This is a genomic window from Actinomyces succiniciruminis (assembly GCF_900002405.1).
GTDB lineage: Bacteria > Actinomycetota > Actinomycetes > Actinomycetales > Actinomycetaceae > Actinomyces > Actinomyces succiniciruminis.
The window spans coordinates 1-20,790 of the sequence record NZ_LK995481.1 but is presented as its reverse complement, the minus strand read 5'-3'; the positions used below and the strand labels follow the sequence as shown (position 1 = coordinate 20,790).

The window sequence follows — 20,790 nt, the reverse complement described above, 5'->3', positions numbered from 1 at the left end:
CCCCGGCCGCCCGCGCCCGCCAGACCGCCGGTCCCATGCGCGAGCGCATGAGCCCCGCACTCACCCGCGTGGAGCCCGAGATCTACCACGAGGGCCCCGGCGGCATCCTGCGACTGCTGCAGCCGCTGCCGGAGACGACCCGGCACGTGCTCGTCGTCGGCCACGAGCCGACCGTTTCGGTGCTGGCGCACATGCTGCACGACACCGTCGACGACCTGGCCAACCAGGTCTCCTTCGGCATCCCCACCGCCACGGCGCTCCTGCTGCAGGTGCCGGTCAACTGGGCGGGGCTCGGCCCGCAGACCGCACACCTGAACGAAATCGTCACCGCCCCGCGCTGAGCCCGCCACTGCGCAGACCGGGGAGCGCGGCCGCCCGACCGAACTCGGCGGCCGCGGCATCGCGACGGCTTCAGAGCAGGTCCAGCACCGCGGTCAGGTCACGCACGTGCACGGCCGCGGGCGCGGACTCGGCAACCACCGGCTTGGCGCAGAACGCCACCCCCAGCCCCGCCTCGGCGATCATGCCCAGGTCGTTGGCGCCGTCGCCCATCGCCACGGTACGGGTCATGGGCACGCCGTCGGCCTGCGCCCAGGCGTGCAGGCAGCGAATCTTCTCCTGGCGGTCCACGATGCGCCCCAGCACCCGACCGGTGAGCACCCCGTCCGCCACCTCCAGCCGGTTGGCGGCCACATGGTCTATCCCGAGGCTGCTCGCCAGCGGGCACACCACCTCCTCGAAGCCGCCGGAGACGACCCCGACCCGGCAGCCGCGCGCATGCAGCGCCGCGATGAGCTCGCGCGCGCCCGGGGTCAGCCGCACCTCGCCGAGCACCTCGGCGAACACCGTCTCCGGAACCCCGGCCAGCGTCGCCACGCGCTCACGCAGGGAGGCGGCGAAGTCCAGCTCGCCGCGCATGGCCCGCGCGGTCACCTCGGCGACGCGCTCGCGGGTGCCCGCCCGCTCGGCGATCAGCTCGATCACCTCCTGCTCGATCAGGGTGGAGTCCACATCCATGACCAGCAGGCCGGGCCCCAGGGCGGCCAGCTCCCCGCTCGCGTGCGCCCCGGACACGCGCGGCAGGCCGGTCGACTGGGAGGACGGGGGCGTGGAGGCGTGCATGGCCAGGATGGTAGCCAACGCCGCCCCGCCGCATACGACGCCGCCCCGGGACCGTGAGGATCCCGGGGCGGCGGTCCGCATCAGGCCGCTGGGCGGCCAGGCCGATCAGCGTACGACGCGCTGGCCCTTGGCGACGACGGTGATACCGGACTCGGTGACCGTGAAGCCGCGCTCGCGGTCGTGCTCGGGGTCGATGCCGACCATGGCGCCCTCCTCGACGACGACGTTCTTGTCCAGGATGGCGCGGTTGACGACCGTGTTGCGCCCGACGTTCACCCCGTCCATCAGCACGGACTCGCGCACCGAGGACCAGGAGTTCACCCGCACCTCCGGCGAGAGCACGGAGGAGATGACCTCACCACCGGAGACGATCACGCCGGGGGAGACGATGGAGTCGACGGCGTGGCCCAGACGCTCGTGGTGCCCGTAGACGAACTTGGCCGGCGGCATGGCGTTGGTGTAGCCGGCGTACAGCGGCCAGCGGCTGTTGTACAGGTTGAACACGGGGGTGACGCTGATCAGGTCCTGGTGGGCCTCGTAGAAGGCGTCGACCGTACCGACGTCGCGCCAGTAGTCGCGGTCGCGCTCGGTGGCCCCGGGGACCTCGTTGTCCTTGAAGTCGTAGACGCCGGCCGCGCCCTGGTTGACGAACCAGGGGACGATGTTGCCCCCCATGTCGTGCTTGGAGGAGTCGTCGGCCGCGTCGATCGTGACCGCCTCGGTCAGGGCGTCGGCGTTCATGATGTAGTTGCCCATGGAGGCCAGCACCTCGTCGGGGGAGTCCGGCAGGCCCGGCGTCTCCTTGGGCTTCTCAACAAAGGCCTTGATCTTGCCGGGGGACTCCGGGGCGGACTCGATGATGCCGAACTGGTCGGCCAGTGAACGCGGCTGGCGGATGCCGGCGACGGTGCACGGCAGGCCGGAGGCGATGTGGTGGTCCAGCATCTGGGAGAAGTCCATGCGGTAGATGTTGTCCGCGCCGGTGATGACCACGTAGTCCGGCCGCTCGTCCTCAACCAGGTTCAGCGACTGGTAGATGGCGTCCGCCGAGCCGAGGAACCAGTGCTTGCCCACGCGCTGCTGTGCGGGCACCGGGGCGATGTAGTTGCCCAGCATGTCCGACATGCGCCAGGTCTTGGAGATGTGCCGGTCCAGTGAGTGCGACTTGTACTGGGTGAGTACAACCACCTTCAGGAATCCGGAGTTGATCATGTTGGACAGTGAGAAGTCGATCAGCCGGTAGATCCCGCCGAAGGGCACGGCGGGCTTGGCCCGATCGACCGTCAGCGGCATCAGGCGCTTGCCTTCACCGCCGGCGAGGATGATTGCGAGGACGCGAGGAGAAGCCATGGGGCCACCTTACGGTGATTTTCGTCATCTTGGGAGGGGATTCGAGCGACTGAATCGGACGATCTCCCCGTGGCGGAAAAGCCGCGCGGCGAACCCCGGTCGGCGATACTGTGTGACGTGCGACAATGCCCGCCGGATGTGCACGGGTGCACGACCAAGAAGGAGAGCGCTGTGACCGAAGACACCAACACCAGTGACGGACTGAGAGTCGACCTGCTGACCAAGGAGTATCCGCCCTTCATCTACGGCGGTGCCGGCGTGCACGTCAACGAGCTCGCCAAGGTGCTGCGTCCGCTCGCGGACGTGCGCGTGCACGCCTTCGGCGGCCCCCGTGAGCCCGGCACCGAGGGCGCCGGCGCGGGCGTGACCGGCTACCCGGAGGTGGCCGAACTCGAGGGCGCCAACGCCGCCCTGCGCACCTTCGGCGTGGACCTGGAAATGGTCCCCGGAGTGGAGGGCGCCGACATCGTCCACTCCCACACCTGGTACGCCAACCTCGCCGGCCACCTGGCCGGCCTGCTCTACGGCATCCCGCACGTGCTGTCCGCGCACTCCCTGGAGCCCATGCGCCCCTGGAAGGCCGAGCAGCTCGGCGGCGGCTACGCCCTGTCCTCCTGGGCGGAGCGTCAGGCCTACGAGGGTGCATCCGCGATCATCGCCGTTTCCAACGGCATGCGCGCCGACATCCTGAAGTCCTACCCGAACGTCGACCCCGAACGCGTCAAGGTGGTCCACAACGGCATCGACCTGGCCGGCTGGGCCCGCCCCGACGACGCCGAGTTTGAAGCGCTGGCGGCGGACGTCCGCGCCCGCTATGGCATCGACACCTCCCGCCCCACCGTCGTCTTCGTCGGCCGCATCACCCGGCAGAAGGGGCTGCCGCACCTGCTGCGCGCCGTGGAGAAGCTGCCCGAGCAGGTTCAGGTGATCCTGTGCGCCGGCGCTCCCGACACGCCCGAGATCAAGGCCGAGGTGGACGCCGCCGTCGCCGCCCTGCAGGGGCAGCGCACCGGCGTGATCATGATCGAGGAGATGCTCCCGCACCGCGAACTGCAGGCCGTGCTGGCCGCCTCCGACGTGTTCGTCTGCCCCTCGGTGTACGAGCCCCTCGGCATCGTGAACCTCGAGGCCATGGCCATGGGGCTGCCCGTGGTCGGCTCGGCCACCGGCGGCATCCCGGACGTGATCGTCGACGGCGAGACCGGCTACCTGGTTCCGATCGAGCAGCTGCAGGACGGCACCGGTACCCCCATCCACCCCGAGCAGTTCGCCACCGACCTGGCCGACCGGCTGACCGAGCTGGTCATGGACGCCGACAAGGCGCAGCAGATGGGTGCGGCCGCCCGCAAGCGGGTGGAGGAGCACTTCTCCTGGACCGCGATCGCCGACCGCACCATGGAGGTCTACCGCTGGGCGCTGGCAAACCCGCGCTGACGCCACAGGCCTGACCACCGCCGGACGCCGTCGCCCACCCGGGCGGCGGCGTCCCGTCGTCGGTGCCGGGGCCGGTTCAGTGCGCCCACCACTCGGTGGCGGCGGCAACCCCCTGGCGGGCGGTGGCCAGCAGCGGCCGCAGGATGGCGGCGCGCCGCTCCGCCTGCAGCGCCGTCGTCGCCGCGCCGTCGTCCTGCAGGGCCAGGGTGCAGATCGCCCGCAGCCGCAGAGAACGCTCCAGCAGGGTGCGGCGGCGGGCGTCCAGGCCGGGCGGCAGCAACCGCGGGTCGAGCACGGCGGTGACGACGTCGTTGAGCGTGTCGGCCAGTTCGGGGCGCTCGCGGGCCAGGTCCAACTCGATCAGCGCGTCGATCGCCGCCTCCGTGGCCCGGTGTACGTCGCGCCGCGCCTGGGAGGCGTCCAGCGGCGGCAGCGGCGCCGTCATCTCCTCCACCTGCCAGGCCACCGATGCGCCCGCGGCCCACGGCACCAGCAGCACGTGCCTACCCGTGACCGCCTCGAGGACCACGCCCTCGCCGACCTCGACGGCGGCCGCCAGACCCGGCAGCGGGTCCGCGGGGGAGGGCAGCACCGCGCTCGCCCGCGCGAGCGGGCCGAAGTCGGCCACCCACTGCTCCAGGGGCAGGCGCCCCAGCCCCCACGGGGAGGCGTCGTCGAGGGCCTCATGCACGCCGTCGGGGCCTTGCACCACCGCCCGCCCCTGGGAGGAGGGCAGCGGCGCCCACAGGGCCAGCAGGACGGAGACGGGCAGTGCAAGCGGATCCACGTCGCCGCACCTTAGCGCCAAATGGTGGGCGGCCGCAGTGGCGCGCAGGATAGGCTGAGCCCATGACCAGCGTGCTCCGTTTCGACGACGTCTCGCTCCACCGCGGCACCACCCAGATCCTCTCCCACGTGAACTGGCACGTGGAGGAGGGGCAGCACTGGGTGTTGGTGGGCCCGAACGGAGCCGGGAAGACCACCATCTCCCGCATCGCCTCGGCCAGGCTGTTCCCCTCCGCGGGCGCGGTGGACATCCTCGGGGAGCGGCTGGGGCGCGTCGACGTGTCCGAGCTGCGGCCCCGCATCGGCCTGGCCTCCTCGGCCCTGGCCGGCCGGGTCCTGGGCAGTGAGACGGCGCTGTCGGTGGTGCTGTCCGCCTCCTATGGCTCCATCGGCGTGTGGCGCGAGGAGTACGACGACTTCGACGTCGAACGCGCCCGCGCGCTGCTGGCCGCCCTCGACGCCGGTCACCTCGCGGAACGGACCTGGGCGAATCTGTCCTCCGGCGAGCGCAAGCGCATTGAGCTCGCCCGCGCCCTCATGCCGGACCCGGAGTTGCTGATCCTGGACGAGCCCGCCTCCGGCCTGGACCTGGCCGGACGCGAGCAGCTGCTGGCGGCGCTGACCGAGATCCTGGCCGCCCCGGGCGCCCCGTCGATGCTGCTGGTCACCCACCACCTGGAGGAGATACCCGTAGGCTTCACCCACGGCCTCGCACTGCGCGGTGGCCGGGCCGTGGCCGCCGGGCCGCTGGACACGGTGCTGACCGGTGAGGTCGTCACCACCACCTTCGGTCTCCCGCTGGAGATCACCAAGGACCGCGGTCGCTACACCGCCCGCGGCGCCTGAACCCTTTACGTCAGTCCCGCCCCGATTCGCCGGGGCACACATAACCAGAGGAGGACCCGATGATTTGGCTTTGGTGGATCGGAGCCGCCCTCGTGCTCGGCGTCATCGAGACGGCGACGGCGGACCTGACCTTCCTCATGCTCGCCGGCGGCGCGCTCGGCGGCGCCCTGGCGGCCGCCCTGGGCGCCCAGGTGTGGGTACAGGCGATCGTCTTCGCAGTGGTGGCGGCGCTGCTGCTGCTCGCGGTGCGGCCCTGGGCCAAGCGGCACCTGGCGGCGACCACCCCGCAGATGCGCACCAACGCCGAGGCGCGCATCGGCCGCAGCGCGACCGCCCTGACGGTGATCGATGCGCGCGACGGGCGCATCAACCTGGACGGCGAGGAGTGGAGCGCCCGCCTGGCCGACACCCCGGACGCCTACGGCTCCAACACCGCCGCGCACGTCGACCCCGGGGCGGGCGTGCGCGTAGTCGCCATTGACGGCGCCGTCGCCGTCGTCGTCCCCCAGTAGCAAGCCACCGAACCCGGCGCAGCCGGTAACGATTTGCCGCATAGTCGCGTAAGCTGCCGCTCACAACCGACCGAAAGGGCCAACAGTGCTAGAGACCGCGATCCTCGTCATCCTTGTACTGATACTGCTGCTGGTGATCGTCGCCCTGTTCCGGGCGGTGCAGATCGTCCCGCAGTCCTACGCGATCATCGTCGAGCGGCTGGGCAAGTTCCAGGCCGAATACGGCGCCGGCATGCACCTGCTGGTGCCCTTCATCGACCGGGTGCGCACCACCGTGGACCTGCGCGAGCAGGTGGTCTCCTTCCCACCGCAGCCGGTGATCACCTCCGACAACCTGGTGGTGTCCATCGACTCGGTCATCTACTACCAGGTCACCGACCCCAAGCGCGCCACCTACGAGATCGCCAACTACCTGCAGGCCATCGAGCAGCTGACCGTCACCACCCTGCGTAACGTCATCGGCGCCATGGACCTGGAGCAGACCCTGACCAGCCGCGACCAGATCAACGGCCAGCTGCGCGGCGTCCTGGACCAGGCCACCGGCCGCTGGGGCATCCGCGTGTCCAACGTGGAGCTGAAGTCCATCGACCCGCCCGCCTCCATCCAGGGCGCCATGGAGCAGCAGATGCGCGCCGAGCGCGACCGCCGCGCCGCCATCCTGACCGCGGAGGGCGTCAAGCAGTCCCAGATCCTCACCGCCGAGGGTGACAAGCAGTCCGCGATTCTGCGGGCCGAGGGCCAGGCCCAGTCCGCCATCCTCAAGGCGCAGGGTGAGTCCCGCGCCATCCTGCAGGTCTTCGACGCCATCCACCGCGGCAACGCCGACCCCAAGCTGCTGGCCTACCAGTACCTGCAGACCCTCCCGAAGATCGCCAACGGCTCCTCCTCCAAGATGTGGATCGTGCCCACCGAGTTCACCGCCGCGCTGGACGGCATCGCCGGCGCCCTGGGCGGCAAGTCCGCCGCCGGCGGCCCCGGCTCGGCCGCCTTCACCACCGGCACCGACGACGACGTGAAGGTGGACGTCTCCGGCATGGAGTCCAGCCTGGACATCGCCGGCGACCTCGCCGAAACCAGCCTGCAGGCCCCCGAGGAGGCACTCGCCCAGGCCCGCGGTGAGGCCGCCTCCGCCTCCCAGGAGGCCGAGGCCGCAGACACGTCCGCGCCCGCACAGCAGCCCCCTGCCACCGCCGCCCCCGAGGCCGGAGCGGACCCCGCCACGGCGACACTGCCCGCCTCGGGCCGCCACGCCGAGGCGCCGGCCTCCGACGACGACGTGCCGCCGTCGATTCCGCCGTCGGGCCGGGGCGCGTGAGACGCGCCCCAACCCTGTGCCGACAGTGAAATAGACACATGCCCATTGGGCGGCTAGCGGTAGCCTCTCCGGGTGCTGCTTAAGACACTTCGTCATTACCTCAAGCCCTATGCGGGCTCCTTGGCGATCGTCTTCCTGCTGAAGATCATCGAGACGATCGCCGTTTTATCGCTGCCCACCCTCAACGCCGACATCATCAACGACGGCGTGGTCACGGGGGACACGGACAAGATCTGGTCCCTGGGCGGGCAGATGCTCGCCATCACCGTGGTCCAGGGAGTCGTCGCCGTCATCGGCACCTACCTGTCCTCCAGGGCGGCCATGGGACTCGGACGCGCCATGCGCAAGGACATCTTCAACCACGTCCAGCGCTTCAACCTGGAGGAGGTGTCCCGCTTCGGCGCGCCCTCCCTGATCACCCGCTCCACCAATGACATTCAGCAGGTGCAGATGGTGGTGTTCATGGCCAGCACCATGATGCTCATGGCGCCGATCATGCTGGTCGGTGGCACCGTCATGGCGCTGCGCGTGGACGTGCCCCTGTCCGCCCTGCTGCTGGTGCTGATCCCGCTGCTACTGGTGGTGGTGGGCGTGCTCATGAGCCGCCTGCTGCCGCACTTCCAAGTCATGCAGTCCCGGATCGACCGGGTGAACCTGGTGATGCGCGAGCAGATCCAGGGCGTGCGCGTCATCCGGGCCTTCGTGCGGCAGAAGGAACGCGGCCAGGTGTTCACCGAGGCCAACGACTCCTTGACGCGTACCTCGATGAGTATCGGACGCCTGTTCGCCATCCTGATGCCGTCGGTGACCGTCATCATGAACCTCGCCTCCATCGGCGTGATGTGGTTCGGCGGACTGCGCATCAACGACGGGCAGATGGAGGTCGGCGACCTGACTGCCTTCCTGAACTACATCATGCAGATCCTCTTCTCCGTCATGATCGCCGTCATGCTGGTGACGATCCTGCCGCGTGCCCAGGTGGCCGCGGGCCGCTTCCAGGAGGTCATGGCCGTGGATCCCGCCATCAAGGCGCCCGCCGAACCGACACACCTGCCCGCCCCCGGCGGCGCCGCAGGCACCCGGGGCCGCCGCGTGAAGCTGGACAACGTCACCTTCCGCTACCCGGGTGCGGACTCCCGCGTGCTGGCCGACATCAACATCGACATGGCCCCGGGCACCACCACCGCCTTCATCGGCTCCACCGGATCCGGCAAGACCACCCTGGCCAACCTGCTGCCGCGCCTGCTGGACGTGACCGAGGGGTCGGTGAGTGTCGACGGCGTCGATGTGCGCGACCTGGACCCGCACGAGCTGCGTGAGAACGTCGCCACCGTCCCCCAGAAGGCATACCTGTTCTCCGGCACCATCCGCTCCACGCTGCAGCACGGCCGGCAGGACGCCACCGACGCCGAGCTGTGGCAGGCCCTCGAGGCCGCCCAGGCGGCCGGCTTCGTGCAGGCCCTCGACGACGGGCTCGACCACGAGGTCGACCAGGGTGGCGTCAACTTCTCCGGCGGCCAGCGTCAACGGCTCGCCATCGCCCGCGCCCTGGTGCGTCGGGCCGGCGTGTACGTCTTCGACGACTCCTTCTCCGCCCTCGACTACGCCACCGACGCCCGCCTGCGCGCCGGCCTGCCGCAGGCCACCGGCGGGGCGACCATCGTGGTCGTCGCCCAGCGCGTCGCCTCCGTGCGCAACGCGGACCAGATCGTCGTCCTGGATGAAGGACACGTCGTCGGCGTCGGCACCCACAACGAACTCATGGAGACCTGCCCCACCTACGCAGAGATCGTCCTGTCCCAGATCAGCGCCGAGGAGGCCGCATGAGCCACGGACCCGGGCCCCGGCGGGCCCCCAACCAGAAGGCGAAGAACTTCCGCGGCACCTGGCGGCGCCTGCTGCACGAGCTGCGGCCCGAGCGGTTGCGCATCGGCGCCGTCATAGTGCTGACCGCGGCGGCCGTCGTCCTCAACGTCGCCGCCCCCAAGGTGATCGCCCGCGCCACCAACGTCATCTTCGAAGGCGTGCTGGGCAAGCTGCTGGCCAACTTCGGGCTGCCCGACGGGCTGTCCGGAGATGAGCTGGCGCAGGTGCTGCGCAGCGCCGGCCAGGACACCTACGCGGACATGCTCTCCGCCTACGACGTGGTCGTCGGCCAGGGCCTGGACACCCACGCCCTGATGGTGATCCTGCTGCAGACCCTCTCCCTGTACGTGCTCTCGGCCCTGTTCCTGTGGCTGCAGGGCCATATCCTGGCCGGCGTCATCCAGCGCACCGGCCAGCGCATGCGCGCCGAGGTGGCCGCCAAGCTGGACCGGGTGCCGCTGTCCTACATCGACCACGGTTCCCGCGGCGACATGCTCTCCCGCGTCACCAACGACGTCGACAACATCACCCAGACCCTGCAGCAGACGCTCTCGCAGGCGCTGAACTCGATCATCACCGTCATCGGCGTGTTCGCCATGATGCTGACGGTCTCCGTGCAGCTGTCCCTGATCTCCCTGGCCACGCTGCCGGTGGCGCTGATCATCACGCTGCTGATCGCCTCCCGCGCCCAGCCGCATTTCACCGAGCAGTGGGACGCCACCGGTGACGTGTCCGGCGTCGTCGAGGAGGCCTTCACCGGCCACGAGGCGGTCGCCCTGTTCAACTCCGAGGAGACCTTCAACGCCCTGTTCGAGAAGGAGAACAACCGCCTGTACAACGGCTCCTACAAGGCGCAGTGGATCTCCGGCACCATTCAGCCGGCTATGCGCGTGGTCTCCAACCTGAACTTCGTGATCATCGCGGTGATCGGCGGTGTCAAGATCACCAACGGCCAGATGACCCTGGGCGACGTGCAGGCCTTCATCCAGTACTCCCAGCAGTTCACCCAGCCCATCACCCAGCTGGCCTCCATGGCCAACCTGCTGCAGTCCGGTGCTGCCAGTGCCGAGCGGCTGTTCGAGATCATGGACGCCCCCGAGGAGGACGACACCGCCACCCGCGCCCTGCCGGAGCGAGTGGCCGGCCGCGTCGTCTTCGACCACGTGAAGTTCTCCTACAGCCCGGATACGGAACTGATCACCGACCTGAACCTGACGGTGGAGCCCGGACAGACCGTCGCCATCGTCGGCCCCACCGGTGCCGGTAAGACCACCCTGGTGAACCTGCTGCTGCGCTTCTACGACCCGCAGGGCGGTGCGATCACGCTCGACGGCGTGGACACCCGCGACCTCGCTCGCAACGAGCTGCGCGAGCAGATCGGCATGGTGCTGCAGGACACCTGGCTGTTCGAGGGCACCATCGGGGAGAACATCGCCTTCGGCGCCGCTCACGCCACCCCCGAGCAGGTGCGAGCGGCCGCCCGGGCCGCCAGCGTCGACCACATCGTGCGCTCCCTGCCCGACGGCTACGACACGATCATCGACGACTCCGGGGCGGGCGTGTCCGCCGGTGAGAAGCAGCTGATCACCATCGCCCGCGCCTTCCTCGCCGACCGGCAGATCCTGGTGCTGGACGAGGCCACCTCCTCGGTGGACACCCGCACCGAGCTGCTGGTGCAGAAGGCCATGGTCGGACTGCGGCAGGGACGCACCAGCTTCGTAATCGCCCACCGCCTGTCCACCATCCGCGACGCGGACACCATCCTGGTCATGCAGCACGGCGACATCGTCGAGCAGGGCAACCACGAGACCCTCATGGCCGCCCAGGGCGCCTATTACGAGCTCTACCAGAGCCAGTTCGCCGGTCCGGAGGGGGAGGACGAGCCCGCGGTTCAGGTCGACCCGCTGCTGGCCGCAGTGGGCCGGGACGCCCGGGGCAACCGCCTGTGATCATCCCGCTTGAGACCCTCGACGACGCCGCCGACCCCCGTCTGGCCGACTACACGCGCCTGACCGACGTGGCGCTGCGGCGTCGCCTGGAGACCGAGCGCGGCCTGTACATGGCCGAGTCCACCAAGGTCATCTCTCGGGCCGTGGCCGCCGGGCACGCGCCCCGCTCCTTCCTGATGGCGCCGCGCCACTGGGAGCAGATGCGCCCGGTGATCGCCGCCGCCAGCGGCTGCGGTGGACGCGACGACGGCGGCCGGGTCCCCGTGTTCATCGCCCCGGAGGAGCTGCTGGAGACGCTGACCGGATTCCATCTGCACCGGGGTGCGCTGGCGGCCATGAACCGCCCCGCACTGGCCGGCGTCACCGAGCTGATGGCCCGGGCGCGCGGCGGGGCCGGGGCGCGGCGCATCGCCATCCTGGAGGACCTGGTCGACCACACCAATGTGGGGGCCGTCTTCCGCAGCGGCGCCGCGCTCGGTATCGATGCCGTGCTGGTCACCCCGCACTGCGCCGACCCGCTGTACCGGCGCAGTGTGCGCGTGTCCATGGGAACCGTCTTCCAGGTGCCCTGGACGCGCATCGACCGCTGGCCCGCCCTGGACGAACTCCACGCGGGCGGCTGGACGGTGGCGGCCCTGGCCCTGACCGACGACTCGGTCGGCCTGGACGCCTTCGCCGCCTCGCCGGCCTGCACCGACCCGGAGGGGAGGGTGGCCGTGGTGCTGGGCACCGAAGGCGACGGGTTGGGGCGGCGCACCATCACCGCCGCCGACGCGGTGGTGCGCATCCCCATGGCCGGGGGAGTGGACTCCCTGAACGTGGCCGCGGCCGCCGCGGTCGCCTTCTGGGCGCTGCGGGCATAGTTCGTTCCGACCAGGCGACGGGCCGGTTGTCCGGTCCCGGAAGCCGCATGACGCGATAAAGGCGCCGGTGGCCGGCACCCCGCAGCGGGGTGCCGGCCACCGGCGCCTTGTCTCACCGGCCGACGCGTCGTCGACCGGTGAGGTGCGGATCAGGCGGTGAGCCGCAGCAGCGGGTCGCCCGGGGCGACCTCGCCGGAGGCGATCGCCTCCACGGAGGTGAAGGCCGCCGTGTTGGTGATCAGGATCGGGGTGGTCAGCGGGTGCCCGGCCTGCTCAACGGCGGCCCGGTCCACGCGCACCAGCTCCTGGCCCGCCTCGACGCGGTCGCCCTGCTTGACCAGGACCTCGAAGCCCTTGCCCTCCATCTCGACCGTGTCCAGACCGACGTGGATGAGCAGCTCCACGCCCGAGTCCAGGTTGATGCCGTAGGCGTGCCCGGACTCCGGCGCCACCACCACGGTGCCGGCCGCCGGGGCGGTCACCACGATCTGCTGCTCGGAGGGCTCAATGCCGACGCCCTGGCCGACGGCGCCACCGGCGAACACCGGGTCGGCGACCTCGGCGAGCGGCACCACGGTGCCGCGCACGGGGGAGACGAGCTCGGTGACCGCGCCCTCAGCCAGCGCCGGCTTGGGCTGCGCGGCCTGGGCCTTGGCGGCCTCCTCCAGCGCCAGGTCGGCGGCGGTCTCCTCCGGGGAGGCCTCGACGTACCCGTCCGCGGCGGCGGCCGCGCGGGCCTCCGCCTTCTCCTCAGCCGTGCGGTAGTCGGAGATGAACAGGATGATGAAGGAGGTGAAGAAGGCAGCTGCGATACCGATTGCGTACAGGCCCATGGGGGAGAAGACCGGGATGGTCAGCAGCGAGGTGAAGGCAAAGGTGCTGGCGTCCACGCCACCGCCCAGGCCGATGACCAGACCGCCCACGGCGCAGCCGACCAGCATGCGCGGGTAGATGCGCTTGAAGCGCAGGTGGATACCGTAAAGGCTCGGCTCGGAGATGCCGCCGAACAGACCCGCGATCAGCGCACCAAAGGCCGTCTGTCGCATCTCGTTGTCCCGCTCGCGGATGGAGATGGCCAGCACGGCGGCGGTGGCGCCGAAGCAGGCGAAGTTCCAGGCGCCCATGGGGCCCTGAATGAAGTCGTACCCGAGGTTATTGATGTTGGCCAGCATGAGGGCGTTCAGTGGCCAGTGCAGGCCCAGAGGCACCAGGAACGGATACAACAGCGGAATGATGATCGCGAAGACGATCGGGGCGGTGTTGTTCAGCCAGGCCAGGGCCGAGCCCAGTGCGGAGCCGAGCCAGATACCGATGGGGCCTAGGATGAACGCCGTGATCGGCATCATGATCACGAAGGACAGGAAGGGCACGAACACCATCTGCAGGTTCGGGGAGATGATCCGGGTCAGGCCCTTGTACAGCGGAGCCAGGAGCGCCACCATGATCAATGGCGTGAACACCTGGCCGCCGTAGTCGTTCAGCTGCATGGGCAGTCCGAACACGGTGGCGGTGCACAGATCGGTGCCGAGCGTCTCATTGACGGTGCAGGTGACGCCGGTCGTCTTGTCGGCATTACTCAGGTCGATGAAGTTCGGCGTGATGAGGGCAGCCATAATGGCGGTGCCCACCCACGGATCGATCCGGAGCTTCTTGGAGGCGTTGTAGGCCACCATGATCGGCAGGAAGTAGAACACCGACCGGTACATGGCGTCCACGAAGGTCAGGGACGCGGGCTTGACGTCGGCGTGTGTATCGATGAGCCCGAAGGCCTCGCATACGGCCTCGCCGGCGATGATCAGCGAGGTGCCCAGCAACACCGGCAGCAGTGGCCGGAAGGAGTCGGACAGGTACTCGAAGAACGCGTCCACGAAGGCGTTCTTGCCGCGCGCCTTTGCGCGGGCGGCAGCCTTGACGTCGGCGTTCGACTGTGCCGCCTTGCCGCCGCTCTTCATGGCGGGCAGGTTCATGATGTCGTCGTACACGCTCTGGACAGCGCCGCCGATGACGATCTGGTAGCGGTCGCCTGCCTGCGGGACCGCACCCATCACGCCGGGGATCTTCTCCACCGTGGCCTTGTCGACCACGGAGGCGTCCTGGAGCTCAAAGCGCAATCGCGTTGCGCAGTGGGTGAGGTTGACGATGTTCTCGGGGCCACCCACGGCCTCGAGAATCGCTTCTGGAGCGGATGTGGTTGTTGCCATGTTCACCTTAACCGTCGGCCGTCGGCCGCACCCCAAGGGGGCCGACGGGCTGGGTGGAGGGGCCCGGATGCATAGGACCCTGCACGTCAGAGTAACGCCCTTGAAGGTGATCCGGGGCATATTTCCTTGGCCGACCGCGCGTCGCTGGGCGACACGCCGCATGCCGCTGGTGAGCGGCTTGCGAGCTCCTGACCGCCTGCTGGTGACCGTCCGAGAACTCACCGATATCCACCGGTGCGCTTCGCGACAGCCTGCGCGAATCGCATTCACAGGTGCTCGGCGTCGGACCCCTTGGCTGGCACAGGCTGGGACTCGACGGCGACGACGCCGTCGCAGCATCCCCAAGCCGAGGAGACTCATCATGGCCCCGCTCTCATCCACCCCGATCAACGCTCCCATTACGGACGAGGCGCCGCCGTCGCCGCGTCGCACGGCGCCGCCCACATGTGAGAGGGACCAGAACCCTGGTCTGTACGGGCCGCGCGGTTGGACGGTACGCGCCGGCGTGTGGCACGCCCTGGCGGACTGCCGCGACGAGTTGCGCTCCACCGTGATCCCCGCCCAGTTCGGCTTCGCACCCGCCGGGCTCATCGGTGCCGACGGCGCCCCGGAGGACGACTACACACCCTTCCACGATCTGGGGCCGCGCACCGCCCGGCGGCTACTGGACATACTGCCCGCCGAGCAGCTCGGCGACCGGCAGAACCTCGGCCCCACCCTGGGCTCTCTGCTGCGCGCCTGTGTGCGCGCCGACGGGCGGGTACGCCTGTCCGGCTACGGCATCGGCCCCCAGCGTAAGGACGAGCGCGTCAGCGTGGAGGGGCTGTGGATCGCCGACCCCGACCTGCTCGACGCCCTCTACGAGGTGATCGCGGGTATCGAGGATGACGGAGACGAGTATGACGATGACGAGTACTGGGCCTGCGAGGACCGTGACCCCGACGACGTCGAAGAGCTCGAGGCGCTGGTCGCCCTGGGGCTGCGGGAGGTGTGGCGCTGCGTGGCCGAGCGCTACCAGCTGGACGCTCACGCCGGCCCCGATGAGCTCAAGCCCCTGCGCCGCCACTGGACCCATGGGCCGGTCGGCACCTGGCTGTGGTGGGACTGACCCGCCCGGTGCGCCGGGTATCCGCCTCCCGGCGATGTGATGGACAACCGGGTCGACCGCCGCGTTCCCAGGGGCGGGCGGCCGCCCGGATACCCGTAGCATGCGCATCGTGATCAACGTCCAGAACCTCACCATGCGTATCGGCGCCCGGCAGCTAGTGGCCGACGCCTCCTTCCGGGTGGACAAGGGCATGCGCATCGGGCTGGTCGGACGCAACGGAGCCGGCAAGACCACCATGACCAAGCTCCTGGCCGCCGCCTCGGTGGCGCAGGGCACCAGCCAGGCGGTCGCCGACGCCGATGAGCGCCACGGCCTGGAGGCCGTCGAGCACGAGGGCCTGATCACCTGCAACGGCTCGGTCGGCTACCTGCCCCAAGACACCCGGGTCGGGGACCTGAACGAGATCACCCGTGATCGGGTCCTATCCGCCCGCGGCATCGACGCGCTGCTGGCACGCATCCGCCGCGCCGAGGAGAAGATCGCCACCACCAGCGGCAACGCGCAGGCCAAGGCCCTGGACCGCTACACCCGCCTGGACCACGAGTTCACCATGGCGGGCGGCTACGCCGCCGCCAGTGAGGCCGCCCGCATCTGCGCCTCCCTGGGCCTGCCCGACCGGGTACTCGACCAGCCGATCGGCACCCTGTCCGGTGGTCAGCGCCGTCGCGTGGAGCTGGCCCGCGTCCTGTTTCAGCAGCCCGACACGCTGCTGCTGGACGAGCCCACCAACCACCTGGACCACGACTCGATCCTGTGGCTGCGCGACCACCTGCGCACCTATGCGGGCGGCTTCATCGTCATCAGCCACGATGTGGAGCTGCTGCGCGACACCGTCAACCAGATCATGTACCTGGACGCCGGCCGCGGCGTCCTGGACGTCTACCACCTGGGCTGGGACGCCTACCTCAAGCAGCGTGCCGATGACGAGAACCGGCGCCGTCGTGAGCGTGCGAATGCCGAGAAGAAGGCGGCGGCGCTGCGCGCCCAGGGGGAGAAGATGCGCGCCAAGGCCACCAAGGCCGTGGCCGCCCAGCAGATGCTCAAGCGCGCCGACCGGCTCATGGAGGGCCTGGAGGCCGAGCGCGCCCAGGAGAAGGTCGCCCACCTGCGCTTCCCCGACCCCGCCCCCTGCGGCAAGGTGCCGCTGCGCGCTGCCGGACTGTCCAAGGCCTACGGCTCCCTGGAGGTGTTCGCCGGCGTCGACCTGGCCATAGACCGCGGCAGTCGCGTGGTGGTGCTGGGCCTGAACGGAGCCGGTAAGACCACGCTGCTGCGGCTGCTGGCCGGCATCGAGCAACCCGACTCCGGGCGGGTGCAGGCCGGCACCGGCCTGAAACTCGGCTACTACGCGCAGGAGCACGAGACCATCGACGACTCGCGCACTGTGGTGGAGAACCTGCGCAGCGCCGCGCCCGGCATGGATGACACCGAGGTGCGCAGCGTGCTGGGCTCGTTCCTGTTCTCCGGGGCCGACGCCGACAAGCCCGCCCGCGTCCTGTCCGGCGGGGAGAAGACCCGCCTGGCCCTGGCGCTGCTGGTGGTCTCCAGCGCCAACGTGCTGCTGCTGGATGAGCCGACCAATAACCTCGATCCGGCCAGCCGGGAGGAGATCCTGCACGCCCTGGGCACCTTCGCCGGCGCCGTCGTGCTGGTCACCCACGATGAGGGTGCCGTCAAGGCCCTGAACCCCGATCGGGTGCTGCTGCTGCCCGACGGCGACGAGGACCTGTGGAGCGAGGACTACCTGGAGCTCGTCACGCTCGCCTGACCCGGCTGGAACGGTGAGTGCCATCACTCCCGCCGGTGTTCCCGTCCACTATGCGGCCCGACGTAGGGTGAGGGGAACATCTCGGACCGCCGGCGTGTTCGCCCCGGTGCAAGGCACCCCTTAGTAGGAGTTAGTAGGAGACAGACATGGCTGAGACCACCCTGACCGACGCTTCCACCGACACGATCGCTCCCACCCACGAGGTCATGCTCACCGAGGCCGCCGCCGCCAAGGTGGCCGGTCTGCTCGTGCAGGAGGGCCGCGATGACCTGCGTCTGCGCGTGGCCGTGCAGCCGGGCGGTTGCTCCGGGCTCGTCTACCAGCTCTACTTCGACGAGCGTCTCCTGGACGGCGATGCCATCCGCTCCTTCACGACCGGCGACGCCGAGCTCGCCTCCGTGGAGGTGGTCGTTGACCGCATGAGTGTGCCTTATCTGAACGGCGCCACCATCGACTTCTCCGACACGATCGAGAAGCAGGGCTTCACCATCGACAACCCCAACGCCGTCGGCACCTGCGCGTGCGGCGAGTCCTTCCACTGAGCGCGCCGGGCGTCGACCGTCCTGCTCCACGTGCAGCCGGCCCTTCGCTGGTGTCGGTGCCGTTCAGCGCCGGGGTGGCGCAGCGGACGCACGTCTCCCGCCTCACCCCGTCGCTTTTCGCACGCATTCGAGGAGTATTCAATTGCGCCGTGCCACGACTGTCCTGCCCGCCCTGGCCCTGACCTCCTGTCTGGCCCTGGCGGGCTGCTCCGACTCGTCTGGAGGAGCCAGCGCGTCCGCCGAGGCCACCGCTACGCCACTGAGCAATGTCGACTGCTCGACGCTCACCATTGACGACGACGCCGACTCCCTGCCCACGCTCGAGGGGGAGGCCGGATCCGAGCCCACCGTCACCTGGGGCGACGGCGACGCGCCGGCCAACCTGACCGTCAAGACCCTTGACGCGGGAGACGGCGCCGAGGTTACCGAGGACTCCCTGGTAGTCACCGATTACGCGCTTTGGCAGTGGGGCGCTTCCGAGGTCTTCGATTCGTCATACGCGCGTGGAGAGGCGACTCCCTTCAGCGTGAGCGGACTTATATCCGGTTGGCGTTGCGGGCTGGCCGGGCACCACGTGGGGGATCGGCTGGAGATCGCGGTCCCCGCGGAACTGGCCTACGGCGATGCCGCTCCGGAGGGCTACCCTTCGGGCGACCTGGTGTTCGTGGTCGAGGTCGAGCAAGCCGTCACTGCCGCTGAGGTGACCGCAGCCACTAAGGACGCGGAGGTTGACACCGAGGCGCAGCAGACCCTGGCGGATCTGGGCGTCACCGTCTCCGGTGACCTGGGTGCGGCGGCCACCATCTCCGTGGCCGACGGAGCCGGGGCGCCCACCGAGCAGCAGAACATCATCCTGGCGCGCGGTGCCGGTGATGAGATCGCCGAGGGCGACCAGGTGGCGCTGGAGCTGGCCTTCGTCAACTGGGGCGACAACGACTCCCTGCAGTCCTCCTGGGAGGCGGGCGGCCCGCAGGTCATGACCGTTGCGGCCGGGGCACCAATCGCTGGCCTGGTGGGGGTCCCGGTCGGCTCCCGCGTCGTCATCCTTATGCCTGGTGACGAGTCGGCGGGTACCGTCGGGTCCGCCTACGTCGTCGACGTGGCGAAAGTCTTGTAACGGGCCGAGCTCCTGTTCTTAAGCCGTCTTAGATATCAAGCGCCCGCGGGTTCTTAGATGGTGCTCTAGCCTGGCTGTTCGGTCATGCGCGGGAGATTCGTGCGTTGGGCCGCCTGCCCTCGCCCCACGCCGGCCACGCCCGCAAGCCGGAAGAGCCCAGATGGAAGAGGGCCTTCCCAGCCGTGTGTCGGCGCAGGAAGGCCCTCTTGGAGTCGAAGCGGCTGCCGGTCAGCGCACGATCAGGCCCTCGGCGTGGGCGACGGCGTTCGCCAGGCGCGCGGACACGTCCTCCCAGTTGACGATCTGCCAGATGGCCGCCAGGTAGTCGGCCTTGACGTTCAGGTAGTCCAGGTAGAAGGCGTGCTCCCACATGTCGATCTGGAACAGCGGGATGGTCCCCACGGGCACGTTGCCCTGCTGGTCGAACAGCTGGAAGGTGACCAGCTTGCCGGACAGCGAGTCGTAGGCGAGCACCGCCCAGCCGGAGCCCTGGATGCCCAGTGCGGTGGCGTTCAGCTGCTGCTTGAGAGCGGCGAAGGAGCCGAAGGAGTCCTTGATGGCCTCGGCCAGTTCGCCCTCGGGCTCGCCGCCGCCGTTGGGGGACAGGTTCTTCCAGAAGATTGAGTGGTTGAGGTGCCCGCCCAGATTGAAGGCCAGGTTCTTCTCCCACAGGTTGATGGCGGCGAAGTCGCCGGTAGAGCGGGCCGCGGCCAGCTGCTCCAGGGCCGCATTGGCGCCGGTGACGTAGGCGGCGTGGTGGCGGTCGTGGTGGAGCTCCATGATGCGCCCGGAGATGTGCGGCTCCAGGGCGGCATAGTCGTAGGGGAGCTCGGGCAGCGTGTACCTCGGAGTGTTGATGTCGGTCGGTGCGCTCATAGCGGTCCTGCCTCGCGGTGTGCGGTTGTCGGTACTGACGTCGCGGTACGCAGCCTCACTCATGGGTGCGACTGAAGTCCTAGACGAGATTAATCGTAGACGGTGATCGGTGAGCTTAGAAGGGCCCTACGCATGTCGGTCACGCGATTACACTGACCGCGGAAGCCCCCGTCGTCCACTGGAGGACCGCATGACCGACCAGGCAGCACCCGCCACCCTCGACCTTCTTGTCTTCTCCGATGACGCCACCGTGCGCCAACAGGTGAAGAATGGCGTCGGACGCCGCCCCGCCAAGGGAATGCCACTGGTGTCCTGGACCGAGGCCGCCACCGCCGAGGGTGTCCGCCTGGCCATCAAGGACCGGCAGAAGGCCGGACAGGCCCCCTTCGCCGCCCTGGTGCTGGATGCCGAGACCAAGAAGCTGGGCGGCATGGGATTGGCGCACGAGCTGTTCACCGAGCTTGAGCAGCGGCCCCCGGTGGTGCTGCTGACCGCCCGCCCCCAGGATGACTGGTTGGCCGCCTGGGCCAAGGCGGAAGTCGTGGTGCCGCGGCCCCTGGACCCGCTCAGCCTGCAGGAGGGCGTCGCCAAGGCGCTGCGGGCACGGCGCGGCTCGGTCACCCCGGCCGGCTGACCGCCGCCTCGGGCGCGGACGTCGGCCCGGGGAGATGCCGAATCCGGTTCCCCGTCTCAGGGCTCGGCGTCGATGACGCGCCGGTGCCGGGCGGCGGCCCCCACCGGCCAGGACAGCGCTGTGGCCGCTCCGCCTTCGAGGCTCTGGCCTGCCGCATCGTCGTCGAGTCCCTCGACCTCCACCAGGCGTGCCCCGGCATCCAGCACCCAGTCGGCCAACAGCGCCGTCTCCTCCACGCTGGTCTCCGCCCCCACCCGCGCGGGCCGGTCCACCACCTGCGCGGTGGCGCGCAATGTGGCGATGGTGGGGCGCGGGTCCACGCCCGGCGCCGTGACCGCCGAGCCCGCCAGGCGCCCCCAGCGCACCGCCACCAGCTCCCAGCCGCCGTGCTCGCGCCGTCGGGCCGCTAGCAGATGCGGGCAGGTCAGCAGCGGCCGAGCCTGCTCCGCCAGCCGCGCCCCCAGTAGCAGCGCCCGCAGCCGCTGCGTCCACAGCCCCGCC

The 20,790-nt window shown here is 69.9% G+C and carries 18 protein-coding genes and 1 pseudogene; 13 read left to right on the top strand and 6 right to left on the bottom strand.

From position 1 onward, the window contains the following. The coding region (locus tag BN1056_RS04165) for a SixA phosphatase family protein (protein WP_425306099.1) at window positions 1-341 on the top strand (341 nt) is incomplete at its 5' end. Window positions 342-411: 70 nt separating this feature from the next. Here BN1056_RS04165 and serB read toward each other — a convergent pair. Beyond that, on the bottom strand, window positions 412-1,122 hold the full coding sequence (gene serB / locus BN1056_RS04160; RefSeq protein ID WP_073332070.1) for a phosphoserine phosphatase SerB: 711 nt from the start codon (window positions 1,120-1,122) through the stop codon (window positions 412-414). Window positions 1,123-1,227: 105 nt separating this feature from the next. Further along, entirely contained in the window at window positions 1,228-2,472 is a 1,245-nt protein-coding gene (gene glgC / locus BN1056_RS04155) for a glucose-1-phosphate adenylyltransferase (protein WP_111819364.1), read from the bottom strand. Window positions 2,473-2,673: 201 nt separating this feature from the next. On the opposite strand from glgC, the gene glgA reads away from it, so the two are divergent. Beyond that, window positions 2,674-3,906 (top strand): glycogen synthase, encoded by a 1,233-nt coding sequence (glgA, locus tag BN1056_RS04150; RefSeq protein WP_210579353.1) that lies wholly within the window; start codon window positions 2,674-2,676, stop codon window positions 3,904-3,906. Window positions 3,907-3,982: 76 nt separating this feature from the next. Here the strand turns inward: glgA and BN1056_RS04145 are convergent, their stop codons facing one another. Continuing rightward, a complete protein-coding gene (locus BN1056_RS04145) occupies window positions 3,983-4,693 on the bottom strand; it encodes a hypothetical protein (protein ID WP_210579314.1) in 711 nt (236 codons plus the stop codon). 62 nt (window positions 4,694-4,755) lie between these two features. Between BN1056_RS04145 and BN1056_RS04140 the strand changes: the two genes are divergently transcribed. From BN1056_RS04140 to BN1056_RS04115, 6 genes are all read left to right on the top strand, one after another. Further along, a complete protein-coding gene (locus BN1056_RS04140; RefSeq protein WP_073331589.1) occupies window positions 4,756-5,538 on the top strand; it encodes an ABC transporter ATP-binding protein in 783 nt (260 codons plus the stop codon). Window positions 5,539-5,597: 59 nt separating this feature from the next. After that, on the top strand, window positions 5,598-6,050 hold the full coding sequence (locus tag BN1056_RS04135; protein WP_210579311.1) for an NfeD family protein: 453 nt from the start codon (window positions 5,598-5,600) through the stop codon (window positions 6,048-6,050). Window positions 6,051-6,135: 85 nt separating this feature from the next. Further along, window positions 6,136-7,365: an SPFH domain-containing protein gene (locus tag BN1056_RS04130; protein ID WP_210579309.1), complete on the top strand. Its 1,230-nt coding sequence runs from the start codon at window positions 6,136-6,138 to the stop codon at window positions 7,363-7,365. A gap of 72 nt (window positions 7,366-7,437) precedes the next feature. Further along, window positions 7,438-9,192 (top strand): ABC transporter ATP-binding protein, encoded by a 1,755-nt coding sequence (locus BN1056_RS04125; protein WP_210579306.1) that lies wholly within the window; start codon window positions 7,438-7,440, stop codon window positions 9,190-9,192. Then, window positions 9,189-11,180 (top strand): ABC transporter ATP-binding protein, encoded by a 1,992-nt coding sequence (locus BN1056_RS04120; RefSeq protein WP_210579303.1) that lies wholly within the window; start codon window positions 9,189-9,191, stop codon window positions 11,178-11,180. Before BN1056_RS04125 ends, BN1056_RS04120 begins: the two co-directional genes overlap by 4 nt. Beyond that, window positions 11,177-12,043, top strand: coding sequence for a TrmH family RNA methyltransferase (locus tag BN1056_RS04115; protein WP_210579300.1), 867 nt, complete (start codon window positions 11,177-11,179; stop codon window positions 12,041-12,043). The genes BN1056_RS04120 and BN1056_RS04115 overlap by 4 nt, the downstream gene beginning before the upstream one ends. 149 nt (window positions 12,044-12,192) lie before the next feature. Here the strand turns inward: BN1056_RS04115 and BN1056_RS04110 are convergent, their stop codons facing one another. Then, on the bottom strand, window positions 12,193-14,244 hold the full coding sequence (locus tag BN1056_RS04110; protein ID WP_210579299.1) for a glucose PTS transporter subunit IIA: 2,052 nt from the start codon (window positions 14,242-14,244) through the stop codon (window positions 12,193-12,195). Between the two features lie 361 nt (window positions 14,245-14,605). On the opposite strand from BN1056_RS04110, the gene BN1056_RS04105 reads away from it, so the two are divergent. The 4 genes from BN1056_RS04105 (at window position 14,606) to BN1056_RS04090 (ending at window position 18,779) form a co-directional block, all read left to right on the top strand. Then, window positions 14,606-15,352: a hypothetical protein gene (locus tag BN1056_RS04105; protein WP_244671493.1), complete on the top strand. Its 747-nt coding sequence runs from the start codon at window positions 14,606-14,608 to the stop codon at window positions 15,350-15,352. A 109-nt stretch (window positions 15,353-15,461) separates the two neighbouring features. Then, complete coding sequence (locus BN1056_RS04100) at window positions 15,462-17,120, top strand: ABC-F family ATP-binding cassette domain-containing protein (RefSeq protein ID WP_210579297.1); 1,659 nt, start codon at window positions 15,462-15,464, stop codon at window positions 17,118-17,120. A gap of 146 nt (window positions 17,121-17,266) precedes the next feature. Then, window positions 17,267-17,662 carry a HesB/IscA family protein gene (locus tag BN1056_RS04095; RefSeq protein ID WP_210579296.1) on the top strand — a complete coding sequence of 132 codons (396 nt, stop codon included), beginning with the start codon at window positions 17,267-17,269 and terminating at the stop codon, window positions 17,660-17,662. Between the two features lie 142 nt (window positions 17,663-17,804). Then, window positions 17,805-18,779: an FKBP-type peptidyl-prolyl cis-trans isomerase gene (locus BN1056_RS04090; RefSeq protein WP_210579295.1), complete on the top strand. Its 975-nt coding sequence runs from the start codon at window positions 17,805-17,807 to the stop codon at window positions 18,777-18,779. Between the two features lie 228 nt (window positions 18,780-19,007). On the opposite strand, the gene BN1056_RS04085 is transcribed toward BN1056_RS04090, so the two are convergent. Continuing rightward, window positions 19,008-19,655, bottom strand: a complete 648-nt coding sequence (locus tag BN1056_RS04085) for a superoxide dismutase (RefSeq protein ID WP_210579294.1) — start codon at window positions 19,653-19,655, stop codon at window positions 19,008-19,010. A gap of 190 nt (window positions 19,656-19,845) precedes the next feature. Here BN1056_RS04085 and BN1056_RS04080 point away from each other — a divergent pair, with 190 nt between their 5' ends. After that, window positions 19,846-20,289, top strand: coding sequence for a hypothetical protein (locus BN1056_RS04080; RefSeq protein WP_111890620.1), 444 nt, complete (start codon window positions 19,846-19,848; stop codon window positions 20,287-20,289). 56 nt (window positions 20,290-20,345) lie between these two features. Here the strand turns inward: BN1056_RS04080 and BN1056_RS04075 are convergent. Continuing rightward, a pseudogene (locus BN1056_RS04075) lies at window positions 20,346-20,790 on the bottom strand (DEDD exonuclease domain-containing protein); the annotation flags it as partial.

Bases quoted from the DNA above. Each gene is read 5' to 3' on its own strand.
- serB (WP_073332070.1), bottom strand. From the start codon at position 1,122: ATGCACGCCTCCACGCCCCCGTCCTCCCAGTCGACCGGCCTGCCGCGC.
- glgC (WP_111819364.1), bottom strand. From the start codon at position 2,472: ATGGCTTCTCCTCGCGTCCTCGCAATCATCCTCGCCGGCGGTGAAGGC.
- BN1056_RS04140 (WP_073331589.1), top strand. From the start codon at position 4,756: ATGACCAGCGTGCTCCGTTTCGACGACGTCTCGCTCCACCGCGGCACC.
- BN1056_RS04135 (WP_210579311.1), top strand. From the start codon at position 5,598: ATGATTTGGCTTTGGTGGATCGGAGCCGCCCTCGTGCTCGGCGTCATC.
- BN1056_RS04120 (WP_210579303.1), top strand. From the start codon at position 9,189: ATGAGCCACGGACCCGGGCCCCGGCGGGCCCCCAACCAGAAGGCGAAG.
- BN1056_RS04110 (WP_210579299.1), bottom strand. From the start codon at position 14,244: ATGGCAACAACCACATCCGCTCCAGAAGCGATTCTCGAGGCCGTGGGT.
- BN1056_RS04105 (WP_244671493.1), top strand. From the start codon at position 14,606: ATGGCCCCGCTCTCATCCACCCCGATCAACGCTCCCATTACGGACGAG.
- BN1056_RS04095 (WP_210579296.1), top strand. From the start codon at position 17,267: ATGGCTGAGACCACCCTGACCGACGCTTCCACCGACACGATCGCTCCC.
- BN1056_RS04085 (WP_210579294.1), bottom strand. From the start codon at position 19,655: ATGAGCGCACCGACCGACATCAACACTCCGAGGTACACGCTGCCCGAG.
- BN1056_RS04080 (WP_111890620.1), top strand. From the start codon at position 19,846: ATGACCGACCAGGCAGCACCCGCCACCCTCGACCTTCTTGTCTTCTCC.